Genomic DNA, 15,691 nt, shown 5'->3' with positions numbered 1-15,691 from the left:
GCTGACACGCTCGGTGATACAATTAATGATAACTTTCAGAAATTAAAACCTGCAGTTTGAATTCACTTGAGTATATGTGGCCTGTTATTGCTGGCCTCTTGTGCGACAAAACCCAAGCAAGATTATGATGTCAATTACGACTTCTCTGTACTCAAAACATTCAGTCAACTCACCGTAAAACAAACTGATGATCCTTTAACCGCTGACCGAATTAATGACGACATTAAGCAAACCTTACTTAACCAAGGTTATCTCTTTAGCGCCAGTAATGCTGATTTTGTAGTCAACTATGCCTTTATCACTGAAAACAAAGAAAAAGATTCAGGGCTTTCTATCGGCTTAGGTTCTGGAACTTGGGGCTCTAGTGGTGGGATAAGTCTTGGCACGAGTATTGGTATCCCGCTAGGCAGTAACACAGCTAAAACGCAAACTATCCAAATTGATATTATCGACCCAGCCGACAAACGCTTAATTTGGCGCGGCAATGGTCAGTACCACTTTGATCAAGGTGGCGAAGTTAAAGCACAAGGCATTAACCAAACTGTTGCCGCTATCTTGGCGCAATTCCCCCCGAAAAAGTAATCTACACTCTATTTTAGTTGCCGTTCATCCTTGTTGAACGGCGGCTACTTTACATAGAAACGCCAGCTCTTCGAGCCGACTTAACACAAATATCTATTTAGCAATTTGCGACTACACGGTAAACTAGCTATCACACTACTTTATTGACCTCGTTAAAATGACTACAGAAACATACAACCAAGCTTTATTAACCCTTGCGCTCGCTGGAATAGATGCCATAAAGACCTCGGCATCACAACACAAAGCCGTCAGAACTGCAGCACAAGAAAGCCATTTTTTATGTAACTGGATGGTTGAGTCGTTAAAAACAAAACGCTTTTCGAAACTAATGGCCGACGACTTAACGGCCTGGATAAGTCAAGCTCGAAGTCAAGGTGCTGGGGCTCAACTTAAACAACGATTAACCTGTATTGCCGATCAATATCAACAAGTTAATAACAGTGCTATCGCCACTGGCACTGGGCTTAAAAACCTATTAACCGGACTCGCAGCACAAGAATGGGTGGTGGTAACCGATACCGACATTGATGCCAAATTGAAGATCAACAGTGACGGTAAATCAAGTTTAATTATCTCAGCAAAAGAATTTAATCAGCACATTGTTGATGAAAAAATTGTCAAACCAATCTCAATGTACATTCGTGGTGATGAAAAGTTGGTTGCACGGTTAGCATTAGAGCAAGGTGTATTACTCAGCCAAGGCAATAAAAAGACCTCATTGATCAAACATCATAAAACTTATGTATTAATACCTGATAACTTACACTCAAGTTTATGTTTACTGTGCCTTGATCTTTATTAAGCAGCGAAAAATTGTTGTAGTATTAATAGAATGTTAAAGATAAGGAGTCACCATGAAAAAAGGCTTTCTAGCACTCACTTGCTTGGTGATATTTTTTTGTGGTTCCACCGTTCAAGCGAGCACAGCACTTAAGTATAACGTCAATGCCTCCAGCAGTTGGGTGCCTTATTACATTGCTGGATCGGCTGAAAACCCAGGAATACTCGGCGAGCTGGTTCCGTTACTGCTTGCAAAGGCCAACATTGAAGTTGAAAAAAACAATTATCCTCCCAAAAGAACTAATTACGCCTTAGCGAATGGCTTACTAGACTTCGACTTTGTTAGCCCAAGCTGGTTTGAGGATCAAAAAGTAGGCGATGATTTTGTCTCATCGATAGCGATATTAGTCATTCAAGAAAACATTATCACTTTAGACAAAAATGCTCAAAAATGGCAAGACGTTAATCAGATTAAAGGTAAAAAAATAGGCACAATTCGTGGCTACCTTTACCACGACGATACAGAGTTTACTCGAGTTGATTTTACCTCTGAGAGAGAACTCATCAAGGCATTACATAAAGAGCGAGTTGAAGCGGTTATCTCTGGAGATTTACCCGCCTTGTATTGGGCAAAAAAACTCAATAGACCAGTCACCCTTGCCTCGATTCATTCAGAAGGCCACTTGGTCATGCGTCTTCGTAAAAAACATACTGCCTTACTACCACAAATTAATGCCGCTATTGCTGAATTTAACCAAAATGGCACCACTCAAAGCATTATCGAAAAATACACCAAGCAGGATGTGTTTAGTCGTTAATATGGGGTTAAAACGGATTAACGCTGTAACCTTCGCGGGCTAATACTGCATGTGCAGTTAACGCCGATAACGCCATGTCAACACCCGGCAGCAAGTCATCAGGAGTAATGCCGTAATAGGCGGCTGTTTGACCACACACATAAAACTTAACCCCCTGTCTTACCAACTGCGCAATTAAATCCGAATTAGCATTCTTCTGCCCTGCATTCAACTGCTGATAAAAACTATCCTTGGTCATATCGCTAGCCGCTTTACCATGCACCACCATAGCAAGCGAAATGTCTTTCAGTTTAACCCCGGCTGCCACATGCATATTAATAAAGCGCGCCAAAGTATCAATACTAGAGTTTATTTCAGCGGGTTTAGCGGCTGTACCTAAATCAAAAGCAACGTTAAACTTCATGCCTGTTGGTATGGTTAAGCTGCTATTCACTTCGGCCACCTTTCCGTAATCTTTAATCACTGGTCCCGGTTTAAAAGCCTCAATACCAGCGGTTGCCGTAAATGATGAACACGCTATTAATGTCAACACGGCCGATGTGATAACGCATCTACTCACTGAAGGTAAACTGATTTCCATTATGTTGATCTTCCTTATCTCTATTTTTATGATTACTCTAGCACAGATTAGCGCTTAGGTTTTAGACCCTTGCTTAGTATAATTATCCCTACTAACTGACCCACTATTATGACGATCCAAGCACAATGTTATGTTGAAAATGTTATCTCGAGGTAATACCAGATTAACGCTTAGGTTTTAGACCCTTGCTGAGTATAATGATGCGCTCAAAAACACCAAGAATGAATGATATGTCAATACGTCCAATTTACGCGACCGACTGGCCCGCTATTATGGCGATCCAAGCACAATGTTATGTTGAACTAGCGCCAGAGTCGCTTGGTGTTATGCAAAGTAAATGGCGAACGTCGCCGACTAGCTGTGTCGTGTTTGAACGACAAGGTCGCGTTTTAGCTTATGCCCTTGTTCACCCTTGGCAACGAGGCGATGCCCCGTCATTGAATACCGAAATCAGTGGCCAGATTGATGCTAACTGCTGGTATTTACATGACATGGCCATTTCACCCAATGCACAAGGCATGGGAATTGGTAAACAGCTCTTCACTTATGTTGTAAATCAAGCAAAAGCGTTGATGGTGAAGGGTATAGGACTGGTGGCCGTACAGGGTGCGCAAACGTACTGGCAACAACAAGGGTTTAAAGCAGACATCACATCAGCAAAACTGACACAATCACTAGATAGTTACCCTGATGGGGCATGTTATTTGTATTTACCCTTATTATAAAGGTTCCCCTCTAAGCCGCCAGCAGTCGTCACGACGGTTTTGTTAGCCAATACTTTTTATGATGTTTTTGTTTGCTATGGCGATGTTAAAACCTTAAACCGCAAGGATTAGCTTATTACAGCATTAGTCAGCAGGGGCATCGTATTATTTGAATATTTATTGCAAGTTCATGCCGATCAGCTTGGTTATACGTCGATGAACGTGGGATAATCGAAGATTGTGCATCAGATCATCACCCTATGGGTATTTGTCTCTTTTACCATTTGGTACCTCAAAAATCATAACGCTTAAGTCTTTGTCGGCAGATTGATGCCTTTGGGGTGCCGTATTGTTTACATTAAAAAATGAATTACATTAATTTCAGGAGTTCGCCATGGCGCGCCAAGTTATCTATACCTTTAAAGGCAAAACCAAAACTATCGCGTTTAGCTATGACATACATCATGATCTTTATGAAGCAGCAGCTGAAGCCGAAGGGATTGATTTAAAAAGTTTTTTAGCCATGGAACAACAAGTTGCGTTAACGTCAAAAAAAGGCGCGAAAGCAGAGAAAGAATTTCGTAAAACTGAATTTGCACGTTTTGGTTTTACTAGCATCAAATTTGTTCGTGAAGATGATGAGGTTTAATCATTTTGGTTTAAATAAGGACTCTCTATGTTGAATTCAGATCATGCTAATTTCCCTCGAGCCAGTTTTTTTCGACGTTTAGGTGCAATGACGTATGACTCAATGCTTGCTGTAGCCGTTTATATGTTTGCTGGCGCTGTTGGTTTTGCTGTTTTCTTGGGTCTGCAAAGTAGCGGACTTATCGCGATGAATGGTCACGAAGATGTGTCAGACTTGCTCAATAACACTCCGGTTTATCATGGACTTTATCAACTCTGGATAGCCATTTGTGTCGGCGGATTTTATGCCGTGTTTTGGAGCCGAGGTGGGCAAACATTAGGTATGCGAGCTTGGCGACTTAAAGTTCAACATCCCAATGGCCAAGACTTAAGTTTCATTACCGCCTGCGCTCGGGTAGTTTGGTCGTTATTAGGTATTGGTAATCTGTGGATTATCATCAATGATGACAAATTAGCATTACAAGACATGATGACCCGTTCTGAGGTTGTGGTATTGTCAGTAGAAGCTAATCAAATGCGTAACTGGCGTGGCGCATAATCAATTGGCCTTTACCAATAATAAAATGGCAACCCAAAGGTTGCCATTTTTGCATCACAGTTTAATGTTCAAATTAACGTTTAGTTACTTACGAATATAATACAAAGCTAATCCAGTAAATAACATGCTGGGGGCAATTGCGCCAACCACCGCAGGTAACTCATACACTATGCTCATAGGACCAAATATCTCATTACTAATATAAAAGCTAAATCCTGCTACTACACCGAGTAACACTCGAGCTCCCATGGTCACAGTACGTAACGGACCGAACACAAACGACAATGCCACTAACATCATCACTGCCACCGTTACTGGCTGCATAATCTTACGCCACAGTGCCAGTTCATAACGACTCGGATCTTGTTGGTTAATTTTTAAATAATCCAAGTAGTCAATTAAGCCACTAATGGATAATGCCTCTGGTTTAACCGACACAACACTGAGCTTATCTGGGGTTAATGAAGACTGCCACACATCAGTATCAAGATGGTCGCGAATAACTCGATCGTCTTTTACCGTGGTATTATCAACTGCAGATAGCTGCCAAGCATCGCCAATAAATTCGGCGGTTTTAGCATGGGTCACTCCGGTTAATTCTTGTTGATCGTTAAACTCATATAAGCGAATATCAATCAGAGTATTAACGTCTTTAACCTCACCGATATTAACGAATAAGTCACCATCTTTAGCCCAAATACCCCGATGTGATTTAATCAAACTGCCACCCGATATTTTAGTCGCTTGAAGTTCTTTAGCACTTTTTTCGGCAATAGGCGCGCCCCATTCACCGAGCGCCATGACCATGATCATTAATGGAACAGCCGTTTTCATTGCAGATTGGGTGATTTGTAAGCGCGACATACCAGAGACTTGCATCACCACTAACTCAGAGTTAGATGCCAGCATGCCCATACCAATTAACGCACCTAGCAGTACCGCCATAGGGAAAAACATTTCAATATCACGGGGCACTAAAAACAACACGTATATGCCAGCATCTAGCATGGTATAAGCACCACGCCCAACCAAACGCAGTTGATCAACCCACTTAATGATGCCTGACAACCCAGTCAAAATCAGTAAACACAAGCCTGATGTACTAACGATCATACGAGCAATATAAAGGTCTAGTATTTTCATGCAGTCACCTGCTTGCGTTTAAATAAACCCAGGAACTTCATCCCTGTCGGGCGTTCTTTAATAAGTAATAACAACCCTAATATCAACGCAAAGCCATGGATCCACCACATGCCTAAAAATTGCGGCACCACCTCATCTTGCAGGGCTTTTCGACCTGCAATCATTAATCCAAAGTAGCCCAAATAAAGCAAAATAGCGGGACCCATTTTAGCAAACTTACCCTGGCGAACATTAACCCGCGCTAACGGCACCGCAATTAACGTCAACAATGGGATCGCGATAGGGATAGCTAAGCGCCATTGAAATTCAGCTGCCGCTTCAGGTCCTGGAGTATCCAACAATTGATCAACTGGCATTGCAGATAATTTACGTCGCCGCTCATCCACTTCTTGTTCTTTAATCTCCATTTTATAACCACCAAACTCAATTATTTGTAGTTCGAGTGATTTAGGGCTGCCTTGATAGCGGAAGCCTTTTTCGAGCTGTAATTGCTGGCTACCAATATCATCTTCAATCACCCGACCTTTGTTAGCCACCACAATATTAGTTAAACCATATTCGTCTTCAGGATCGGGAAGTTGTGCAACAAATACTTTATCCAAAGTGTTGTCTTTGTTTATTTTTTCAACAAACAATACCGCTCGCCCATTCGGGCTTGCTTGAAAGCGACCTTGGGTTAATGCCGCTAATCCGGCTTCAGATTGGGCTTTTTCTAAGACCTGGTTTTGACGCTCTTCCGCCCAAGGGCCGACATAAACAGACAAATAAGCGGTAAACAATAAATTGCCAATCGCAAGTAATAAGGTTACTCGAGTGACATACCATTCACTGACACCAACACCATGCAGTACTACCATTTCATTTTCAGCATACATTCGCCCATGGGCCAACAATATCCCTAAAAAGAAACTCAGCGGCAACACTAACACCGTTAATTGAGGCAAATTTAAGCCTAATAATGTCATCACCAAGGAAGCTGGGAATTCACCATCAGAGGCATCAGCTAACACGCGCACAAACTGTTGACTGATAAAAATAGTTAGCAGCACTAAAAGTACTGAGAATTGCGCTTTTAAAACTTCACTAATAAGATATCTAAATACAATCACAAGTAGGATCCGGTGGCTAAACTTATCTTTTTACTGGTATCAGAGCAACTTTCATGTAAACTGTCTACTTTCAGCAGTTTTGCTAGTTTTCTGACCAGCGCGGAAGGTGCTTTGGGGTCATGGTTAACATCTATTTTGGCTGTCAATTTACGCCTTTTTTTCGTTAATAATCCCAAACAGCTATCACCTTTTCGTTGATTATATGCCAGATGGCCTAATGCAAACATTATCTAATAAATATAGTAATTTGTCTTTAAGAATCTAGGAGTGCTCATGGAGTTTAGCGTAAAGAGCGGTAGCCCCGAAAAGCAACGTTCAGCCTGTATCGTTGTCGGAGTATACGAACCCCGCCGTCTGTCTGGTATCGCAGAGCAATTGGATAAAATAAGTGAAGGTTACATTAGTAACCTACTTCGTCGTGGTGACCTTGAAGGTAAACCGGGTCAAATGTTGCTACTGCATCATGTACCAAACGTACTAAGTGAGCGCGTTTTACTGGTTGGTTGTGGCAAAGAGCGTGAGTTAGATGAACGCCAATACAAACAAATTATCACAAAAACCATCAGTACCCTCAATGAAACCGGTTCAATGGAAGCAGTGTGCTTCTTAACTGAACTGCATGTCAAAGGCCGCGACACCTACTGGAAAGTTCGCCAAGCCATTGAAAGCACTAGGAATAGCCTGTATTCATTTGATGCCTTAAAAACCCGTAAAGACGAAACTCGTCGTCCATTACGTAAAATGGTATTTAACGTGCCAACACGCCGCGAATTAACCATTGGTGAGCGCGCAATTGAACACGGAACCGCAGTGTCAGCGGGTATGCATTTATGTCGAGACGTGGCCAACATGCCACCTAACATATGTAATCCAGCCTACTTAGCGTCCCAAGCTCGTCAAATGGCTGAAGTGCATGAAAACCTCACTGTCACGACTATTGGCGAAGAGCAAATGGCTAAGTTAGGCATGAACGCTTATCTTGCCGTAGGCCGCGCAAGCAGCAATGAATCAATCATGACCGTGATGGAATATCAAGGCGCAGTCGACAGCACTGAAAAGCCAATTGTCCTTGTCGGTAAAGGGTTAACCTTTGATTCTGGCGGAATTTCATTAAAACCTGGCGAAGCCATGGATGAAATGAAATACGACATGGGTGGCGCTGCAGGTGTGATTGGCACCATGAAAGCATTATGCGAAATGAAACTGCCTATTAACGTCATTGGCATTTTAGCGGGTTGTGAAAACATGCCTGCGGGCAATGCCTATCGCCCAGGTGATATTTTAACCACTATGTCAGGTCAAACGGTTGAAGTGCTTAACACTGATGCCGAAGGTCGCTTAGTATTATGTGATGTATTAACCTACGTTGAGCGCTTTGAACCTGAATTAGTCATCGATACTGCAACCTTAACGGGTGCCTGTGTTATTGCCCTTGGTAAGCACGCTTCTGGTTTATTCAGTTCGCACAATCCACTAGCTCATGAGCTGTTAAATGCCGGCGAGCAAAGTGGTGACCGCGCATGGCGCATGCCGTTATGGGATGAATATCAAGACATGCTAGACAGCCCATTTGCCGACATGACTAACTTAGGCGGCCGTCCTGCAGGGTCGATTACTGCCGCATGTTTCTTATCTCGCTTTACTAAGAAGTACAATTGGGCGCATTTAGATGTCGCTGGTACTGCTTGGAACAGCGGCGCGAATAAAGGCTCTACCGGTCGTCCGGTACCGATTTTAAGCCAATTCTTAATTAATCGCGCTGGTGTTGAAATTAGCGAATAAGCATTGTTAGTGCGTGATACGCAAATAAAAAGGGTAAAGCATCATGCTTTACCCTTTTTTTGTATCTCGATAGCGCAAATCAAACAATGCTAAACCATAACTTGGATTCAAATAATAAGCCCTTTTATCGCGCGGTAAGCCGCGGTAAGCCTAGGCTAACCATTGACGATGTAATTGCTCACTATCACCTAAATAATCTAGCACCCAGGCGAGTGCTGGCGACATTTGCTCATCATTCCACGCTAAACAACAAGGGCTAGGTTGTTTAACGGTGCACAGCACTTTACTGACTAATTTACCGGACTCGATTAACGGTGCAGCTAAATGTTCAGGCATGTACCCTACCCCTAAGCCTTCGACAAAACAGTTGATTGCACTGTGCCAGTCGGGTACCACTAAACGCCGTTGATTATTGAGCAACCAATCAATTCGTTTAGGGATCTCTCGCGAGGTATCTTCAAGACAAATAGACGGAAAATCACGTAACTCATCATCCACTATAAGCCGTGTAATATTCGCCAATGGATGATCAGCACTCACCACAAATAACCAATCAATATCCCCCATATGAGTGAATTTAAATGACCCATCAACTGGATTTGCAGTTGTCGCACCAATAGCGATGTCACTGCGCCCTGTGGCGAGCGCTTCCCATACACCATTAAATATTTCAATCCGAATAATCAGCTCAACATCCTGAAACTTTCTGTAAAAGTCAGCGATTAAGGCATGCACACTGTCGGTTCTGGCAATATTATCCAGCGCAATAGATAACGAAGGCTTCCACCCATTTGCCACTCGTTGAGTGTCTCTTTTCATCAGCGCCATATCGTTAAGAAACTGGCGAGCTTTAGCGACAAAATGTTTTCCTGCCGGGGTTAGGCTGACACTTCTATGATGGCGAATAAATAACTCAACCCCAAGCTCAGTCTCAATTTGTTTAACTGAATAACTAATCGCAGACGGCACCTTATGCAGTTTTTTGGCTGCCGCGGTAAAACTGCCTGTTTGGGCAACAACATCGATTAATTCAAAAATGTGCTGTGAAAGCATATCAATTTGCTCATTATAAAATGTACCTTAACAGCACTAGATGAATAACATCTTCGGCTGAGGTAATACTGGTTTCAAGTGATCATACTCAATTCCACTCACTCCTTGCAATCAAATTTTTTGATAGCTGCCTTCAAAATTAAACGTTTCCAGCTAATTTAGTAAGCCATTAAACTAGCAAGCTTTATTGACCAGACGAAAATATTTATGCCTAATTTTAGCAACAACAACATAATAATCAACAATAAACAAACAAACATAACATTTTACCTGTTCCTGTTTTATTTAGCCTTGCTGAGTATGTTGGGATTTATTGCAACCGACATGTACCTCCCTGCATTCAAATCTATTGAAGGGACGTTTAATGCTAACACTTCTGAGGTGGCCATATCATTAACCAGTTTTTTGGCAGGCCTTGCTATTGGACAGTTATTATACGGGCCATTAGTTCATAAAATAGGTAAGCGGAATTCACTCTTTGTTGGGCTAAGTCTGTTTATGTTGGCAAGCGCACTCATTGCGAACAGTGAAACCATAATGATGATGAATATTGCGCGCTTCTTCCAAGCCATCGGCGCTTGCAGTGCAGCAGTGATCTGGCAAGCAATAGTGATTGAACAATACCCCGCCGATAAAGCTCAAAATATTTTCTCTAATATTATGCCTTTGGTCGCTTTATCTCCGGCATTAGCGCCCATTGCTGGCGCATTGATACTCAATAATTTTGGCTGGCGTGCAGTGTTTATTACCTTATGTGTTATCGCCGTAATATTAATCGCTATGACACATTTTTTTGTACCTAAAGAGCCTATTCGTTTACACAAAAATAAGTCCCATATCCGCTATCAACAATTATTAGCCAACACACGTTACTTAGGTAATGTCATCATTTTTGGTGCCTGTTCGGGTGCGTTTTTCGCTTACTTAACCCTATGGCCTGCGGTGATGGAACAATATGGTTACGCCGCAACTGAAATTGGATTAAGTTTTATTCCCCAAACCATCATGTTTATTGTCGGTGGCTATTCCGGTAAGTTACTTATTCGACAGTTTGGCACCAAAGCCAGCCTACGCTATTTACTAATTTTATTTGGTTTTTGTGTTGTTGCCATTTTTGTATCAAGTGTGATCCTCGATACTAAAACAATATTACCGCTTATGGTTGCATTCTCATTGCTAGCAGCAAGCAATGGCGCTATTTACCCTATTGTGGTCAATAATGCCCTCCAAGAATTCAGCAATAACGCATCCAAAGCGGCAGGATTGCAAAACTTTCTCCAAATCAGCATCGCTTTTGGGGCATCAAGTCTGGTTGCCGTTTGGGCAAGCTCTGGCGATAACGCGATTGGTTGGGGAATTCTAGCCTGTTCAGTACTGGTTGCTGTAGGCCTCTTTATTAAAAGTCATGATTCTTGGGCGCAAATAAACCAGCATTTCACGTTTCCGGATCCAGCAAGATTATCTCAAGCAACCACTAAGGATGATGAATAAACACCCCATAGCGATAAAATAAGCCATTCAATGATGAGGTTATATTCTTATTTATAATCTCATCATATTGAGGTTTATTGATTAAACAAATTATCGCTTGCTCTAATATTCACAATCCATAAATCCGTCTATTTGACAATGGCCCCAGAGCGTCACAGAAAACCAATCATGGCTGCGATTTATATTGGATTAATGAGCACCATCAACTCGCATTGTGGCTGTAATACCAAATACTGCTCATTATCGGCTAAGTCAGCGAGTCACTTAGGGGAAATTCAATAAATATCAACTCACGTCCCCATTAACCCGCAGCCGATTTTAGTGTAAACTCGTGCTCAACTTATTAACCTGTCAAAAGCATCACCACATGACTCAAGCCTTGTTTTACCTTATGCCTGATAATCATAATCAAATGAGTGCATTAGATGCGGTTTATTTGGCTGCATGCAGGTTAGCAGAACAAGAATATCGCCAACAAAAAACCGTCTACATTCACTGTGAAAACAAGCAGCAAGCGTATGCCATTGACGAATTACTGTGGCAATTTGAGCCTAATGCCTTTGTGCCTCACAACTTAAAAGGCGAAGGTCCGGTGACCGGTGCACCTGTCGAAATTGGTTTTGACACCCTAGGGCCAAATAAAAGTCGCCAAGTTCTGATTAATCTTGCAGACCACATGCCCAGTTTTGCGGTAAACTTGGCCCATATTATCGATTTTGTCGCTAATGATGATGAACTCAAGCGGATTGCCCGCAATCGCTATCGTCAATACCAGAATGTTGGCATTACGCCCAGCACTCAAGCATTAGCTGAATAAACACTCAATTTAGATAGAGAACATAACGCTCCTATGGAAAAAACATACAACCCAAAGTCTATCGAACAGGCCCTTTACCAAAACTGGGAAGAGCAAGGTTACTTCAAGCCGCATGGCGATGAATCTCAAGGCAATTATTGCATCATGATCCCGCCACCGAACGTAACCGGTAGCTTGCACATGGGACATGCCTTCCAAGACACCATCATGGACACGCTTACTCGTTATGAACGCATGAAAGGTAAGAATACCTTATGGCAAGTGGGTACCGACCACGCTGGTATCGCCACCCAAATGTTGGTTGAGCGTAAACTTGAAGCCGAAGAAGGTAAAACACGCCATAATTTAGGCCGTGATGCCTTTATTGATAAAGTGTGGGACTGGAAAGAACAGTCTGGTGGCACCATCACCAAACAACTACGTCGCATGGGCGCATCGGTTGATTGGGATCGCGAACGTTTTACCATGGACCAAGGCTTATCAAAAGCGGTTCAAGAAGTGTTTGTCCGTCTATACGATGACGAACTTATTTATCGTGGTAAGCGCCTAGTTAATTGGGATCCAAAGCTTCACACCGCCATTTCAGATTTAGAAGTTGAAAATAAAGAGAAGCAAGGCCACATGTGGCACTTCCGCTTTCCTTTAGCCCAAGGCGCATTAACTCGCGATGGTAAAGACTACCTAGAAGTCGCCACCACGCGTCCTGAAACCATGTTAGGTGACAGCGCAGTAGCCGTGCATCCAGATGACGAACGTTATCAGTCATTGATCGGTAAGTTTGTGCTATTACCTATCGTTAACCGCTTAATTCCAATTGTTGCTGACGATTATGTCGACATGGAATTTGGCACAGGCTGCGTAAAAATCACTCCAGCCCATGACTTTAACGACTATGAAGTTGGCAAGCGTCATCAACTGCCTATGTACAACATCTTTACCTTAGATGCCTGTGTCCGCGGTTTTGTAGAAGTAGTTAATACCGACGGCACACCAAACAAAGACGTCGAAATTGCGCTACCTGAACGTTATGTTGGCCTTGATCGTTTTAAAGCCCGTGATGCTATTGTGGCTGAATTTGACAGCTTAGGTTTACTTGAAAAAGTCGCTCCGCACGGCTTAAAAATACCTTATGGCGATCGCTCAGGCGTAGCAATTGAACCCTTATTAACCGATCAGTGGTATGTGGCCGTTCAATCAATGGCAAAAACAGCCATTGAAGCCGTGGAAAATGGCGACATCAAGTTTGTGCCCCAGCAATACGAGAATATGTACTTTTCGTGGATGCGCGATATTAAAGACTGGTGTATTTCACGCCAACTTTGGTGGGGACACCGTATTCCAGCTTGGTACGACGAGAACGGTAAAGTCTACGTTGGCCGTAACGAAGCTGAAGTACGCGCTAAGCACAAGTTTGCAGATTCTGTGGTATTACGCCAAGACGATGACGTATTAGATACCTGGTTCAGCTCGGCATTATGGACCTTCTCAACCTTAGGTTGGCCAGACAATTTAGAAGATTTAAAAACCTTCCACCCAACCGATGTGTTGGTCACAGGTTTTGATATCATCTTCTTCTGGGTTGCGCGGATGATCATGATGACCATGCACTTCATTAAAGATGAAGACGGCAAACCTCAAGTACCTTTTAAAACCGTGTACGTGACCGGGCTTATCCGTGATGAAGCCGGTAATAAGATGTCAAAATCCAAAGGCAACGTGCTTGATCCATTAGACATGATTGACGGTATCGACCTTGAAACCTTGGTCGCTAAGCGGACTGGCAACATGATGCAGCCACAATTGGCGGCAAAAATTGAGAAAAGTACCCGTAAAGAATTTGCCGATGGCATTGAAGCTCACGGTACCGATGCACTGCGCTTTACCTTAGCGGCAATGGCATCAACCGGGCGTGACATCAACTGGGACATGAAACGTCTTGATGGTTACCGCAGTTTCTGTAACAAATTATGGAACGCGTCACGTTATGTGTTAATGAACACTGAAGTGCAAACCAATCCAGATAGCGATGAAGCTGGTGAGCCTTTAGATTGCGGTCAACTGTTGGTTGATGGCAAACCGGGTGCGATGGAATTGTCGTTAGCCGATCGCTGGATCATTGGTTTGTTTAATCAGACCGTCAAAACCGTTGAAGATCACATGGCCGCTTACCGTTTTGATTTAGCCGCTAACACTTTATACGAGTTCACTTGGAATCAATTCTGTGACTGGTATTTAGAATTAACCAAGCCTGTTATGCAAAACGGCACTGAAGCGCAAATGCGCGGCACACGCCATACGTTAGTCAATGTGCTTGAAAAAATGCAGCGTCTAATGCATCCATTTATGCCATACATTACCGAAACGATTTGGCAACGCGTCAAACCGTTAGCTGGCGTAACGGGTGATACCATCATGCTGGCATCGTTCCCAACGTATCAAGCAGATCAAGTCGATGCGACCGCAATGGCGGATCTGGAATGGGTTAAGCAAGTCATTGTCGCAGTACGTAATATTCGTGCTGAACTCAATATCGCCCCGTCTAAGCCGCTTAATGCGCTGCTTCGTGACGTGAGCTATGAAGATCGCATTCGTCTTGAAGCAAACCAAACATTCTTTGCAAGTTTGGCTAAACTTGAGTCAATGACCATTTTAGCAGAGGGTGAAACGGCACCGATGTCGACCACTCAGTTTGTCGGCAATATGGAGCTATTAATCCCAATGGCAGGCTTAATCGATGTCGGCGCTGAATTGGCCCGTATCGACAAACAGCTTGAAAAGCTTGCTCAAGAGATAACCCGCATTGAAGGCAAATTATCTAACCAAGGCTTTGTCGCTAAAGCACCTGCTGCGGTTATTGATAAAGAGCGGGCAAAAATGGCCGATTTGACTCGTGACATTGAAAAATTAAACGAACAAAAAATCGAACTGGCCAAAATAGAAGCATAATCAATAAAATACCATTAGAAACAAAAACCAGCGATGCATCGCTGGTTTTTTATTTCGCACGAAACTGAAACGTTGATTTCTCAATTTACATTTTTGGTGTATAAGCTTCGGCCAATATCACCATTCTATTTAATGGGTCAAAACCATGTCTGATAAATTCTTTTTTAAAGGTCGTAAAACACCTAAACCCGCTTATGGTGAAAGTGGTTATAACACCAAGCGCACAGCAAAACCGGGGACGGAAGCTTTACCGCTAATATTGTCAGTCCAAACCGAAGCTCGCCAACATGAAGTGGCGGCAATGGTTGCTGAACAACAGCTATTGGCTAATATCAGCATTAATGCAGACAAACCTGAAAACATTATTGAATTAACCGGTGTTTTGAACAAACCTAAAACGGTAAAGTTTGACGCTAAGCCTAACCGTAACGATGTGTGCATCTGTGGCAGTGGTAAAAAGTACAAAAAGTGTTGTGGTGCATAAATCACCATACTGAGGTGAACGTCCCTTAGTGGGATGTTTATCAATAAAACATTAAAGTGGGTCTTAGGATCCGCTTTTTTTATTGATTTTGGATATTTCCCCAGAACTTAGGTAAAGTGTCAGCCTTTGTTATAAAAATGATATATACCCGTGATCATTGAAAATGCTTGATTTTGTCCCAAATGGGATCATCATAGCCCTATGAAACAAATTACA

General features: G+C 42.7%; 16 protein-coding genes. 12 read left to right on the top strand and 4 right to left on the bottom strand.

What is annotated here, in order from left to right:
* The first annotated feature begins 66 nt into the window (after nucleotides 1-66).
* The 3 genes from AAEZ02_RS20645 (at nucleotide 67) to AAEZ02_RS20635 (ending at nucleotide 2,180) form a co-directional block, all read left to right on the top strand.
* Nucleotides 67-582: a DUF4136 domain-containing protein gene (locus AAEZ02_RS20645; protein WP_351124816.1), complete on the top strand. Its 516-nt coding sequence runs from the start codon at nucleotides 67-69 to the stop codon at nucleotides 580-582.
* 157 nt (nucleotides 583-739) lie between these two features.
* Nucleotides 740-1,384, top strand: coding sequence for a DUF2913 family protein (locus AAEZ02_RS20640; RefSeq protein ID WP_335686647.1), 645 nt, complete (start codon nucleotides 740-742; stop codon nucleotides 1,382-1,384).
* A gap of 52 nt (nucleotides 1,385-1,436) precedes the next feature.
* Nucleotides 1,437-2,180 (top strand): substrate-binding periplasmic protein, encoded by a 744-nt coding sequence (locus AAEZ02_RS20635; protein WP_351124812.1) that lies wholly within the window; start codon nucleotides 1,437-1,439, stop codon nucleotides 2,178-2,180.
* A gap of 7 nt (nucleotides 2,181-2,187) precedes the next feature.
* Here the strand turns inward: AAEZ02_RS20635 and AAEZ02_RS20630 are convergent, their stop codons facing one another.
* The gene (locus AAEZ02_RS20630) at nucleotides 2,188-2,760 is read right to left on the bottom strand and encodes a DsrE family protein (protein ID WP_101032566.1); all 573 of its coding nucleotides are present in this window, start codon (nucleotides 2,758-2,760) and stop codon (nucleotides 2,188-2,190) included.
* Between the two features lie 230 nt (nucleotides 2,761-2,990).
* Between AAEZ02_RS20630 and AAEZ02_RS20625 the strand changes: the two genes are divergently transcribed.
* The 4 genes from AAEZ02_RS20625 to AAEZ02_RS20610 all read left to right on the top strand — a co-directional run bounded on the left by AAEZ02_RS20625 (nucleotide 2,991) and on the right by AAEZ02_RS20610 (nucleotide 4,650).
* On the top strand, nucleotides 2,991-3,485 hold the full coding sequence (locus AAEZ02_RS20625; RefSeq protein WP_157822204.1) for a GNAT family N-acetyltransferase: 495 nt from the start codon (nucleotides 2,991-2,993) through the stop codon (nucleotides 3,483-3,485).
* 114 nt (nucleotides 3,486-3,599) lie between these two features.
* Nucleotides 3,600-3,695: a DMT family protein gene (locus tag AAEZ02_RS20620; protein ID WP_351077032.1), complete on the top strand. Its 96-nt coding sequence runs from the start codon at nucleotides 3,600-3,602 to the stop codon at nucleotides 3,693-3,695.
* Nucleotides 3,696-3,858: 163 nt separating this feature from the next.
* Nucleotides 3,859-4,113, top strand: coding sequence for a DUF2960 domain-containing protein (locus tag AAEZ02_RS20615; RefSeq protein ID WP_101032568.1), 255 nt, complete (start codon nucleotides 3,859-3,861; stop codon nucleotides 4,111-4,113).
* A 27-nt stretch (nucleotides 4,114-4,140) separates the two neighbouring features.
* Nucleotides 4,141-4,650 (top strand): RDD family protein, encoded by a 510-nt coding sequence (locus AAEZ02_RS20610; protein WP_101032569.1) that lies wholly within the window; start codon nucleotides 4,141-4,143, stop codon nucleotides 4,648-4,650.
* 84 nt (nucleotides 4,651-4,734) lie between these two features.
* On the opposite strand, the gene lptG is transcribed toward AAEZ02_RS20610, so the two are convergent.
* Both lptG and lptF read right to left on the bottom strand, forming a co-directional pair.
* The gene (gene lptG / locus AAEZ02_RS20605) at nucleotides 4,735-5,793 is read right to left on the bottom strand and encodes an LPS export ABC transporter permease LptG (protein WP_101032570.1); all 1,059 of its coding nucleotides are present in this window, start codon (nucleotides 5,791-5,793) and stop codon (nucleotides 4,735-4,737) included.
* Complete coding sequence (lptF, locus tag AAEZ02_RS20600) at nucleotides 5,790-6,902, bottom strand: LPS export ABC transporter permease LptF (RefSeq protein ID WP_351088861.1); 1,113 nt, start codon at nucleotides 6,900-6,902, stop codon at nucleotides 5,790-5,792. Before lptF ends, lptG begins: the two co-directional genes overlap by 4 nt.
* Before the next feature lie 273 nt (nucleotides 6,903-7,175).
* Here lptF and pepA point away from each other — a divergent pair, with 273 nt between their 5' ends.
* The gene (gene pepA / locus AAEZ02_RS20595; RefSeq protein ID WP_101032573.1) at nucleotides 7,176-8,684 is read left to right on the top strand and encodes a leucyl aminopeptidase; all 1,509 of its coding nucleotides are present in this window, start codon (nucleotides 7,176-7,178) and stop codon (nucleotides 8,682-8,684) included.
* Between the two features lie 150 nt (nucleotides 8,685-8,834).
* Here pepA and punR read toward each other — a convergent pair whose 3' ends face one another.
* A complete protein-coding gene (gene punR / locus AAEZ02_RS20590; RefSeq protein ID WP_101032574.1) occupies nucleotides 8,835-9,737 on the bottom strand; it encodes a DNA-binding transcriptional activator PunR in 903 nt (300 codons plus the stop codon).
* Between the two features lie 207 nt (nucleotides 9,738-9,944).
* On the opposite strand from punR, the gene punC reads away from it, so the two are divergent.
* From punC to AAEZ02_RS20570, 4 genes are all read left to right on the top strand, one after another.
* A complete protein-coding gene (gene punC / locus AAEZ02_RS20585; protein WP_124014036.1) occupies nucleotides 9,945-11,228 on the top strand; it encodes a purine nucleoside transporter PunC in 1,284 nt (427 codons plus the stop codon).
* A gap of 367 nt (nucleotides 11,229-11,595) precedes the next feature.
* Complete coding sequence (locus tag AAEZ02_RS20580; protein ID WP_124014035.1) at nucleotides 11,596-12,045, top strand: DNA polymerase III subunit chi; 450 nt, start codon at nucleotides 11,596-11,598, stop codon at nucleotides 12,043-12,045.
* Nucleotides 12,046-12,078: 33 nt separating this feature from the next.
* Nucleotides 12,079-14,991 carry a valine--tRNA ligase gene (locus AAEZ02_RS20575; protein ID WP_351124807.1) on the top strand — a complete coding sequence of 971 codons (2,913 nt, stop codon included), beginning with the start codon at nucleotides 12,079-12,081 and terminating at the stop codon, nucleotides 14,989-14,991.
* A 145-nt stretch (nucleotides 14,992-15,136) separates the two neighbouring features.
* Nucleotides 15,137-15,475, top strand: a complete 339-nt coding sequence (locus tag AAEZ02_RS20570) for a PBPRA1643 family SWIM/SEC-C metal-binding motif protein (protein WP_124014034.1) — start codon at nucleotides 15,137-15,139, stop codon at nucleotides 15,473-15,475.
* Nucleotides 15,476-15,691: the final 216 nt, after the last annotated feature.

Origin of the sequence: Shewanella sp. T24-MNA-CIBAN-0130 (genome assembly GCF_040310185.1) — a bacterium.
GTDB lineage: Bacteria > Pseudomonadota > Gammaproteobacteria > Enterobacterales > Shewanellaceae > Shewanella > Shewanella psychromarinicola.
The sequence above is the reverse complement of the archived record's forward strand: the minus strand, read 5'-3'. Positions and strand labels throughout refer to the sequence as shown.

Coding starts and splice junctions, on each gene's coding strand:
- AAEZ02_RS20640 (WP_335686647.1), top strand. CDS start 740: ATGACTACAGAAACATACAACCAAGCTTTATTAACCCTTGCGCTCGCT.
- AAEZ02_RS20635 (WP_351124812.1), top strand. CDS start 1,437: ATGAAAAAAGGCTTTCTAGCACTCACTTGCTTGGTGATATTTTTTTGT.
- AAEZ02_RS20630 (WP_101032566.1), bottom strand. CDS start 2,760: ATGGAAATCAGTTTACCTTCAGTGAGTAGATGCGTTATCACATCGGCC.
- AAEZ02_RS20625 (WP_157822204.1), top strand. CDS start 2,991: ATGTCAATACGTCCAATTTACGCGACCGACTGGCCCGCTATTATGGCG.
- AAEZ02_RS20615 (WP_101032568.1), top strand. CDS start 3,859: ATGGCGCGCCAAGTTATCTATACCTTTAAAGGCAAAACCAAAACTATC.
- AAEZ02_RS20610 (WP_101032569.1), top strand. CDS start 4,141: ATGTTGAATTCAGATCATGCTAATTTCCCTCGAGCCAGTTTTTTTCGA.
- lptG (WP_101032570.1), bottom strand. CDS start 5,793: ATGAAAATACTAGACCTTTATATTGCTCGTATGATCGTTAGTACATCA.
- pepA (WP_101032573.1), top strand. CDS start 7,176: ATGGAGTTTAGCGTAAAGAGCGGTAGCCCCGAAAAGCAACGTTCAGCC.
- punR (WP_101032574.1), bottom strand. CDS start 9,737: ATGCTTTCACAGCACATTTTTGAATTAATCGATGTTGTTGCCCAAACA.
- punC (WP_124014036.1), top strand. CDS start 9,945: ATGCCTAATTTTAGCAACAACAACATAATAATCAACAATAAACAAACA.
- AAEZ02_RS20580 (WP_124014035.1), top strand. CDS start 11,596: ATGACTCAAGCCTTGTTTTACCTTATGCCTGATAATCATAATCAAATG.
- AAEZ02_RS20575 (WP_351124807.1), top strand. CDS start 12,079: ATGGAAAAAACATACAACCCAAAGTCTATCGAACAGGCCCTTTACCAA.
- AAEZ02_RS20570 (WP_124014034.1), top strand. CDS start 15,137: ATGTCTGATAAATTCTTTTTTAAAGGTCGTAAAACACCTAAACCCGCT.